We start from the raw sequence: 10,087 nt of genomic DNA, 5'->3' as shown, positions 1-10,087 counted from the left end.
TATTAATCTAGGGTACATATGCGAGTGATGAATCATAGAATATGAGATGAAGTGATTCCAAAATTACAGTTAAGGAGAAATAAAATGAAAGCATATTTTAATAAAAGAAAAGTAAGTAGAAGAGATATAGAAAAATATAATCTCATTGGGAGCGGGAAAGATGGGGAAGTATACCAATTAACTTATAATAAATGCGTAAAAATATATTTTCTGGAAGAAACTCAAAAGAAAGAATTGAAGGCTCTTAAAATTGGACAATCTTCACCTGTTATTCCACGACTTTATGAATATGGAGAAAATTATATCGTTATGGAGTATATAAGTGGGATTTCACTTGCTCGTCACTTGAAAAGAGAAAAAAAAATTACAGGAGATTTAACTGAAAAAATATTAATAATGTTAAGTGAATTAAAAAAGATAGGCTTTACAAGATGGGACACGGAAGTGAGACATGTTTTAATAAATGAAAAAGGTCAGTTAAAAGTAATTGATCATAAAAGAGCTTTTACTTTAGATAGAAAGGCTCCTATTAAGTTATTAAAGGGGTTTGAAAAATTTGGGTTGGCAAACGATTTTTTAAAAGAAGTGAAAAATATACAGCCTTCCGTATACAATACTTGGATGAAGCGTCAATAAAAAATAAAGTGCCTTGTATTTCATGTTTTTTCGTATTCAAACTACCGCTATATTTTTTTGATTACTTCTTTTTACAATGAATGAGTGATAAGGATTCTCTCTGAAAATCGTTAAAAATTACAGAATAAACGTGGAAGATAACTATTGGTATGTGCCTAATTAGCAAAAGCTTTTCATCAATGATGAAAAGTTTTCTTTATCACATAGAGAGAAATGCCCATGTAAATGTACGGCTGAAGTAGTGGTTATTAGTAATAAATAAAAACAAGTTTTCCGCTAATGACAGTTTCTTTTTGCAGTATTAATCATAAATTAAGTAGTACAAGGAGTGAAAATACTAATGAAAGAGTGTATTTTAGTCATTGGCGCACATCCCGACGATGAGTTATTAGGATCTGGTGGTACTTTAAAAAGATTAGTAGAAGAAGGACATCAAGTAATTTCAATTATTACTGCTCTAGGAAGAAAAGAGGAAGCGCATCACATACAGCAACTAGGCCGCTGTGCAAATAAGGAAATTGGTATTGAAGAAGTGATATTCCTCGAACATGCTAATTTAGAGTTAGAATTAATTCCATTACATCAATTAACGAAAGAAATTGAACAATTAATACAAATTTATAAACCAAGCAAAATCTTCACCCATCATTATGGAGATCTGAATATGGATCACTATGTTACTTTTCAAGCGGTTCTGACTGCGACTCGCCCTCTACCAAACCAACAACCGATAGAATTGATTACATTTGAAACCGTTTCTTCGAGTGAGTGGAATATACACACGAATGATAAATCTTTCAAGCCTAATTATTTTGTCAATATTACAGATCAAATAGATTCAAAGATTACGGCGCTTAAACATTATGATGTAGAAATGAGAGATTTTCCTCATCCGCGTTCATACAAAGGAGTTGAGTATTTAGGAAAGGTTAGAGGAATGACGATTGGCGTACCATATGCCGAAGCGTTTGAAGTAATAAGGAGGGTTTGGAAGTGAAAAAGAGATTTGAGTTCCCTTATCCTTATATAATCCAAACATTGGATAAATATTATGGAGTTAAGTCATACTCATTACAAAAAAAGAAAAGTACAGCAGAAGAACATTATACAGAGTCAAAGGGGTCTAAAAAGAAGAAACTTTCAATATTAATCGCTACATTTTGGGACTATCCTCATACTGGCGGACTATCCAATTATATTACAGCACTTAGTGAAGGATTAAGAAGACAAGGACATCACGTTGATATTATCTCTCCTAATCACTTTTCTAGCAGTCAAGTGGAGAGGTTGCGCGAAGGGATTGTTCCTGAGTTAAAAATTTTTTTAAAAGAACGATATGGAAGTTATAATAGCACAATTATCAAAAATCAAAGAAATATGTATATATACGAAAGAACGATTCGTGAAAATATCAAATTTAAAAAATATGACGTCTTCCATGCGCAAGATTTGTTTACAGCTAATATATTAGGAAGAATCAATGAATATTATGGAAAAAAAATGATATTTACTCCCCATGGAATGTTTACTTTCAATCGGGTAAAGTTCGGCATGTTTAAAAAGGATTCAGTAGAAGAATTCTACCATATGGCATTAGAAAGAAAAGCAATTGAATTTGCCGATCACCTTATTATTCTCAGTGATTCATTTCGTCGCCCGTTAATGAAGTTAGGGGCAAAGCAAGAGAAAATGACAACCGTACTGACAGGTATTGATTATCCTGATAAGTATCAAATAAAAAATACATCTTCAACCCGTAAGAAAATTGTTATTACATGTGTGGCTAGATTAGGACCAAGAAAAGGTCATAATGTATTACTTGACGCCATTTCACAGATGGAAAGCAAATATAAAGATAAAATTAAATTGCTTATTGTCGGAGATGGTGAGATGAGAGAGAAATTAGAAGAACAGGTTCATTCTTTGAATCTTTCCATGGTGGAATTTTTAGGGCAAAGAGACGATGTGCCAGATATTTTAAGTAAAACTGATATTTTTGTACTTCCAACTTTAAATGATAGCCTTCCAATTTCGATAATTGAGGCAATGCATAGCGGAGTTTGTGTCATTTCGACGCCATCGGGAGGTATACCTGAACTAATTAACGATTCTAAGACAGGCATTCTTGTCGATGCAGGAGATACAAATAAACTGTCGCGCGCATTGCAGTTTGTTATTGCAAATCAGCAAGATCGAGAGCAGTTGGGTAAAAACGCAAGAAATTTCGCTAAGAAGTATTTAACTAGGGAGACTATGGTAGCAAACATTGAAAACATCTACAAAAAGGATTTAAGTAAGGAAGAGTTCAATGAATCATGAGCATGCGGCAGTTGTACTGGATTTAAGTGCAAATGGAATTGGGATTATTAGAAGTTTGGCGAGAAAAGGAATTAGCGTTTATGCATTTGATGTAGAGAAGCCTTATAAAATAGGGAAATCGCGCCTTGCTACATGTGGAATATGCCCAAGCCCTTTGTATGAAGAAAAAGAATTACTAACTTTTCTAATCAACTTGGCTAAAGAATTTAAAGTGAAACCTGTTTTGTATACAGGTGCAGATGATTATGTGGTATTCATTTCAAAATATCGAATGGAGCTATCTAACTACTTTTTATTTTTGTTCCCTGAACATTCGTTGATTGAAGAAACACTAAATAAACAAAAAGCGTATGAACTGGCAGTCAAACATAATATTCCATGTCCTAAAACGTATGTAATTACGAAACAAGAACAATTAGAAGAAGCAATATTGAACGTTGATTTTCCATGTATATTAAAACCGGTTTTAGGTCATGAGTTTCGAAAAAAAATAAACCAAAAGGCTATTCTCATTCAGAATGCAGATCAACTTAGAAATGAGTATCAATTATATCGACAGCATGGAAAGCTCATAATTCAAGAAATTATTCCTGGTGACAACCAATGTTTTTATAAGGTTGCGACATTTTATGACGACAACATGGAGTTGCTTGCGTTATTTTCTTTACAAAAAAATCATCAATTCCCAGCTGAATTTGGAACAGGAGCGCACATTGTTAGTAAACAAGTTCCAGAATTGGTGGATATATGTTTGCCTTTTTTAAAAAATATTGGTCTTAAAGGTATTGCTATGGCAGAGTTTAAAAAGGATCCTCGGGATGGTGTTTATAAGTTTATTGAAATAAACCCGCGCTTTTGGTTAACTCATAGTCTCACAGGGCCAGCTGGTATCGATTTTGTTTACATGTATTATTTATATTTGACAAAGCAAAATCCAACGCCGAGACTCAAACAAATAGACGGTATTAAATGGATTTATCTTGTTCGATATTATTTAACATTTCGTCATAAGAAAAAAAGAGCTGAAATGACATTGAAAGACTTTTATAAAGGATTGAGAGGTAAAAAAGAATTTGCCTTGTTTGCGTGGGATGACCCAATGCCATTCATTAGAAGCACATGGTCTCACTTGGTAAACGCCTGGAAACGAAAGCGAAAGGAATGAAAATATTGTACGAGGCAGAAGGATTATCCGGTTACTTTTATAAGTTAAGAATTGCAGAAAAACTCTCTTATTCAATGAATAAGAGAGTTGTAATAAATTCTGATAAAATAGAGTGTTTAAAATCAACAAGAAGAAGTAGCATTTATAAATTATTTATTCAAACAAAAGCTGATTCCTATCCTATCATTTTAAAAATATATAATTCAGCAGATTACAAAAACGAAATAGAGATTAATATATATGATAGAGTTTATCCTATATTGAAAGAATTTCTTCCTGAAATATATCATATTGAACAAAATGGCAATGAGACTTGGATATTTATGGAGTTTGTACGTCAAATACGTGGTCAGATTACCTTTTTACCGAAACATTTTGACTACATTATTCCCACTGTTGCTAAACTTCACGCACACACATTTGAAGAAAATTATAAAAAACATAAATATGCTTGGAAAACGTGGCTCCCTATTTATGAATCGAGCCGCATGAGGAATGATCGAACGAAACAAATTGAAAAGACGATTGATTTTCTTGATGATGGAATGAAAGACGATCGGTTAAGGGAGATTATTAAACCTCATTATAAATCGCTAGTAAAACTATGTAATAAGGGACCAGATTTTTTTCCGGAACTATTTAAAAATGGTTCATCGATAACGCATGGCGATCTTCATTTGCAAAATATTTGCAGTAATAATGTAACACTACATGCACCGTGGCATATCCAGTTTATCGATTGGGAGTCAACTAAATATGCACCTGTCTGGTTTGATATGGTTGTTCTAGTTGAAATTTTATTAGGCTTCAGAAAAGATTGGCAAAGCAGTGCAGAAGAAATTCGTACACATTGTGTGGAAGTCTATGCAAAAGAAATGCAAAAGAATGGCATAAACTTTAAAACAAATCCAATGGACCTTTATAAAATGGCGTATTTGCAAAGAACATTAGAAAAGGGACTGCATACTCAGCTGCGAAGAATATTTGATAACCGCGGCGGTGAATTACTACCATATCATCTTGAAAAAATATCTACCTGGGGAAGTGAATTAAGTTTATAGCATATATACAATTTTCATAATCAGCTGAGTGAGGAGGAGATGCTTCTGAATACAGCAAAGGAAAGACGAAATGAATGTAATGATCCTTTCCATACGAGCCTACTAAAAATCATGGATGAATACTATCAAATAGATAATAAAAAGGATCATATAAACGAACCGTTTCGGACGTTTGGAATTAAAAAAGATAACACATTAAGTAAAATAAAAAAATTAAAAATTCTTTATGTAACATTTTTGAAATATCCTAATACAGGTGGATTATCAAACTATATTACTTCTTTAAAAACAGGCTTTGAAAAGTATGGTCATGACGTAGAAGTCATCTCTCCTACTCAAATGACAACAGTTCATTTAGAGAAAGACATTCCGAAGGCTGCAGAACATGCAAGGGATTTTATGTTACAACGATATGGGATAGTGAATGAAAAAATTATAAAAAACACAAGTTTTTTGAATGTTTTTAAGTCTTTCTTAAGAGAAAAAAGCTTAGAGCAATATGATGTCTTTCATGCACAAGATTTATTCGCGGCCTTTTTATTAGGACAACTAAACCTAGAATATAAGAAACCACTTTTTTTTACACCGCATGGGCATTTCACAAAGAGCCGATTAAAATTTGATAAAATAGAAGAAGGATCAATTGAAGAAGCGTATTTCAGTGGAATTGAAAAACAGGGAATAAGAGCGGCTGATCAAATCATAACAATCAGTAATTCTTTTCATTCTCCTTTAAAAGAATACGGAGCAAAGGCAGATCAATTAATTACTATTCATACAGGTATAGATTTTCAGCAAGATTCAAAATCTAAAACGAAGTATAATAACAAACTTGTCATTTCCTGTGTTTCTCGCCTCTCACCTAGAAAAGGTCATGATATTCTTCTAAAAGCAATCTCACAAATTCAACAAGATTTAACGAATGTAGAGGTATGGATTGTTGGGGATGGTGTCATGCGAGAAAGGCTAGAAAATCAAGTAATAGAACTCGGCCTTGACAATGTTAAATTTTTTGGCAGAAGAACAGATATACCAGAAATTCTTTCTGTTTCTACAATCTATGTATTACCTACTATTAACGATAACTTTCCAATTTCAGTTATTGAAGCTATGCTTACTCGTCAAGCTATTATTACAACAAATTGCGGTGGCATACCGGAAATGATTCAAAACGGAAAAACAGGGATCATTTGTGAACCTGGAAATGTGCAACAACTTTCCGATGCTATTCAATTGCTTTTAACGAATAAGAGCCTTCGTGAACAATTAGGAAGAGAGGCTCAGACTTATTCACGGCAACATTTAACTCAAGATGTGATGGTTTCAAAGATTGAAAGAATATATTACTCTTTTATGAACAATATATAGAATGCATGCAAATATTTAAGTTAAAAAACGACATAATATCTTTTTGGTTTTTAGAGGAGAACAAGAGCATCTGGCCGCATATAGAAACGACCAGAGCATATTCCTATTACATGTAAAGTTGAAAAGAAAAGAGAAAAACGAGTGCGTGTGTTTATTACACGCACTCGTTTTTAATTCATATAAGGAAACCTTTTAAAAGATAAAAAGTATATTTTGGGCACTAAAACGTTCAAAATAGTTTTAAGATCTTATTCTCCGTCCCCTATACCATATCCGTATTGCTGCTTCTTCTCAATTCGCTCAATTACATCCTGCAGCTCATCCGGCTTCAAAAACTCAATAGGGGAGAAGCCTTTTTCAAACGTAAGCGTGTCCGCCTCAATCATCAATACATATCTATCATTCACTTTTGCGATATGAATTTGGTCTCCAAAATCCGCAAGCAAGGCCTTCACAGAAATATGGTCTGCCTTTAGCTTTAATTCGATCTCTGGGGTATGCTCCACAATTTGTGCGGTAGCTTCCATTACTTCTTCTGTTGAAAAGTGTTCCATAATTTCGCGTTTAGGACTCGCAGCCCACACTTCCATCGCCTGGTCGAATTGTTCCCGTTCTTCTGTACCTTCTTCAAAGACGTCTTCAATTTGGTCGTATACCATATCCATTACTTGTGTTTTCATAATTTCTGGCATGGAACGCTCGTACTCAACGAATTTTAAGAAGTCTTCGAAGTAACGTGCGTGTGATGCTTGGTGGATTTTTAGTTCGCCAACTTCGACAATGCCTTCTTCTGGCATGTATGGATATTGAATCGACTTCATATTTTTCGTTGTGATGGCCATTTCAACATTTCGAATTAATGTTGCTTCGTCGGAAATAGAAGCAACTTTTGGTTCGAAGTCACATTTCATTACAAAAACAAACGGATCGTCAAAGTATTTGCGAAGCTTTGCTTGGACAACGAGAAATACACCGCCGCGTACAGCGCTTGTATCAATATATGTATAGACGAGGGGTTCGTTTGTATCCTTAAATGTTTCTTTTGTTTCTGCAAAGCGAATACGGTTAAATAGGTTGTAGTTCGGGTTTGAATCTAATTTATGACCAACTTCAACAATGAAGCGGCCAATTTTTGTTGGAACTTGTTCGCTTTTTGGATGACGGTCTACTTTTCGCTTCGAAATTTTTAACAATTCTCCATCTAGAAAGTCTTTTAATGGACTGTCTTCATATTCTTCTGCATCTAACGTTTGAAAATGCTTATAACGTTTATCAGCTTGTTCGCCTTGTCCGTCTACTTGTACGACGTAAAAGGAAAGAAAATTTATTTCAAAATCCATGATTATCACCTTGTTTCATTTCGTTAACTCTTTTCAGTATAGAGATGGAGAAAACATTCGTCAATTTAATAACGGTGATGTTTGCATTCGCGCAGAATATTGATACTTCTGAATAATACGTTTTCTTTATCTTAAAAATAATCATTTTTCACTACATTTTTAAGCAATATTGGTATAATAAAATATTGAATGTATAAAAATTGTCACAGTGTATTTTTTGGTATATACTGGGTGTGTGAGGCGTTGGATTTTTAAAGCCCTTAAGAATGTTTTAAGGAAATATGTGTAGACTTTTATGAAAGAAAAGAGTAACTTAAGATATGGTGCAAATACGACAGTAATACATAAAATTTATTTTAAAAAGTAATGTAATTATACATACATAGAATTGTTGAAACTAGAAAAAAGATAGAGAATAGAAGGAGAGAGTAATTTGTTACGTAAGGTTCGTATTTTAATGTTAGGGACATTATGTTTAGGCGTAGTCAGCGGGTGTAATGCAAAAGCTAGTGAGGTTACATTAGTAAGTGGCATTGGTGATCATACTGTAGAAGCAAAAGCGGAGGTTAATAAAAGTATTAGTTTAGTAGATGGTAGAACTGGAAAAGAAGTAAAAAAGATAGATTTAGCTAGTTTAGGTTATTTCGAAGATGAAAAAACATTTAAAAAAGAAGTGTCTAAGGTAGTTAGCGAAGTTGCAAAGAGTGTAGATACAAAGATGGTTCCTTCTCGTATGAAAAGTGATGGTACATGGGTAGAAGGAAAGCCTTCTTACGAATTAATGGAAAAAGAATTAGTAGATAAATTGATGAATGTTGGAATGTGGGAGTCTGCTTATCAGTTGCCGATTGTAGAGAAAAAACCTGCAGCAACACCAGAGAATGGAAGTGGCAACGGAACAGTAATAGGAAGATATGAAACGAATTTGGGTGGTTCTACAGGTGGTAGAATTGAAAATATTCGTTTGTCTGCAAGTACTGTCAATGGGGTTGTATTAGGCAAGGGAGATAGATTTTCCTTTAATTCTTTAGTCGGAGATACTACGCCTGATAAAGGTTATCAGTTAGGGAAAGAGATTGTAGATGGTAAACTAGTGGATGGATATGGCGGAGGGGTATGCCAAACTTCTTCTACATTGTTTAACGCTGCAGATCAAGCTGGATTAAAAATGGTAGAGAGATCAACACATTCCAAAGAAGTAGGTTATGTGCCTAAAGGCAGAGATGCAACAATTGCATATCCGTATTTAGATTTAGTATTTGAGAACGCAAGCAATAACCCAGTAAAGCTTGTAATGTATATAGATGGTCAGAAATTAGTTGCAGAGGTACGTGCTGTATAGGTGTAGGTATGAACTCTTTTTAGAAAACTTCTGAAAAGATGTGAATTGAAGTAAATAGATGTATACAAAAAGGTGCTACTTATGAAAGCACCTTTTTGTATTGACAATTAAATGTATCTTTACTTCATACGTTATAATTCAATCCAATATCTTTTTACGACATTGCCATCTTCTTCAATATAATTTGAATCAGGTATACCGCCATTTTTGATAATTGTTTTTTCTGAACCGATATTACTCTCGTCACAAACAAGAAGCGCTTTTTTGATACCTAGTTCTTTCGTTTTTTCCAATGCTAAACGTAATAGAATAGTAGCGTACCCTTTTTGTCTTTCAGAAGGACGGATGCCATAACCGATATGCCCGCCGCAATGTAATAATTTCTCTGTTAATTGATGGCGTATATTTACAGCACCAACCACTTCTTTCTGTTCGGTAATTAACCAATAAGTAGAATCAGGTACCCAACCTTTAGGAAGATTTTCACCTTTCTCTGAGTCTATTAGAAACTGAACCATTCCATGAAAATCGAATGGGTCTTTACTAATGACCCACGGTACCATATTTTCACCGCTAGCTTTCCATTCCTGATAGAAATTTAAGTATTCCTTTTGTAGTTCAAGTGTAGGCTTTACTAGTGAAACATTCATGTTTATGCTCCTTTTATGAATAATATTTATAATATTAACATAATTCCATTTTTATTTATATTTTGAATGTTATTATCTTCCTTTGAAATGAAATTGATTGGTTATTATCAAAGTACTTAGCTATGCATAAAAAACGGTTATTTCCTTTTTATTCTACGTGTGAGAGGGAATATGTGTTTTGCATAGCAGCGATTTATATGTTGAAA

General features: G+C 33.7%; 9 protein-coding genes. 7 read left to right on the top strand and 2 right to left on the bottom strand.

Going from position 1 to position 10,087, the window contains the following annotated elements; genetic code table 11:
• Positions 1–84 precede the first annotated feature (84 nt).
• The 6 genes from V7024_RS23260 to V7024_RS23235 all read left to right on the top strand — a co-directional run bounded on the left by V7024_RS23260 (position 85) and on the right by V7024_RS23235 (position 6,549).
• Entirely contained in the window at positions 85–636 is a 552-nt protein-coding gene (locus V7024_RS23260; RefSeq protein ID WP_335524387.1) for an RIO1 family regulatory kinase/ATPase domain-containing protein, read from the top strand.
• 340 nt (positions 637–976) lie between these two features.
• The gene (locus V7024_RS23255; protein WP_335524385.1) at positions 977–1,633 is read left to right on the top strand and encodes a PIG-L deacetylase family protein; all 657 of its coding nucleotides are present in this window, start codon (positions 977–979) and stop codon (positions 1,631–1,633) included.
• Positions 1,630–2,955, top strand: coding sequence for a glycosyltransferase family 4 protein (locus V7024_RS23250; RefSeq protein ID WP_335524383.1), 1,326 nt, complete (start codon positions 1,630–1,632; stop codon positions 2,953–2,955). The genes V7024_RS23255 and V7024_RS23250 overlap by 4 nt, the downstream gene beginning before the upstream one ends.
• Positions 2,945–4,120 (top strand): carboxylate--amine ligase, encoded by a 1,176-nt coding sequence (locus tag V7024_RS23245; RefSeq protein WP_335524382.1) that lies wholly within the window; start codon positions 2,945–2,947, stop codon positions 4,118–4,120. The genes V7024_RS23250 and V7024_RS23245 overlap by 11 nt, the downstream gene beginning before the upstream one ends.
• A gap of 5 nt (positions 4,121–4,125) precedes the next feature.
• On the top strand, positions 4,126–5,181 hold the full coding sequence (locus tag V7024_RS23240; RefSeq protein WP_335524381.1) for an aminoglycoside phosphotransferase family protein: 1,056 nt from the start codon (positions 4,126–4,128) through the stop codon (positions 5,179–5,181).
• A gap of 39 nt (positions 5,182–5,220) precedes the next feature.
• Positions 5,221–6,549 (top strand): glycosyltransferase family 4 protein, encoded by a 1,329-nt coding sequence (locus V7024_RS23235; RefSeq protein ID WP_335524380.1) that lies wholly within the window; start codon positions 5,221–5,223, stop codon positions 6,547–6,549.
• Positions 6,550–6,797: 248 nt separating this feature from the next.
• On the opposite strand, the gene V7024_RS23230 is transcribed toward V7024_RS23235, so the two are convergent.
• Positions 6,798–7,889, bottom strand: coding sequence for a DUF3900 domain-containing protein (locus V7024_RS23230; RefSeq protein WP_335524378.1), 1,092 nt, complete (start codon positions 7,887–7,889; stop codon positions 6,798–6,800).
• 457 nt (positions 7,890–8,346) lie between these two features.
• Between V7024_RS23230 and V7024_RS23225 the strand changes: the two genes are divergently transcribed.
• Positions 8,347–9,231, top strand: a complete 885-nt coding sequence (locus V7024_RS23225) for a VanW family protein (protein WP_438824509.1) — start codon at positions 8,347–8,349, stop codon at positions 9,229–9,231.
• Between the two features lie 131 nt (positions 9,232–9,362).
• On the opposite strand, the gene V7024_RS23220 is transcribed toward V7024_RS23225, so the two are convergent.
• The gene (locus tag V7024_RS23220) at positions 9,363–9,881 is read right to left on the bottom strand and encodes a GNAT family N-acetyltransferase (RefSeq protein ID WP_335524375.1); all 519 of its coding nucleotides are present in this window, start codon (positions 9,879–9,881) and stop codon (positions 9,363–9,365) included.
• Positions 9,882–10,087 lie beyond the last annotated feature (206 nt).

This window comes from Bacillus sp. JJ864 (assembly GCF_036963045.1).
Taxonomy (GTDB): domain Bacteria; phylum Bacillota; class Bacilli; order Bacillales; family Bacillaceae_G; genus Bacillus_A; species Bacillus_A pseudomycoides_C.
Note: the sequence above shows the minus strand (reverse complement) of the source record. Positions and strands in the feature narration are given on the sequence as shown.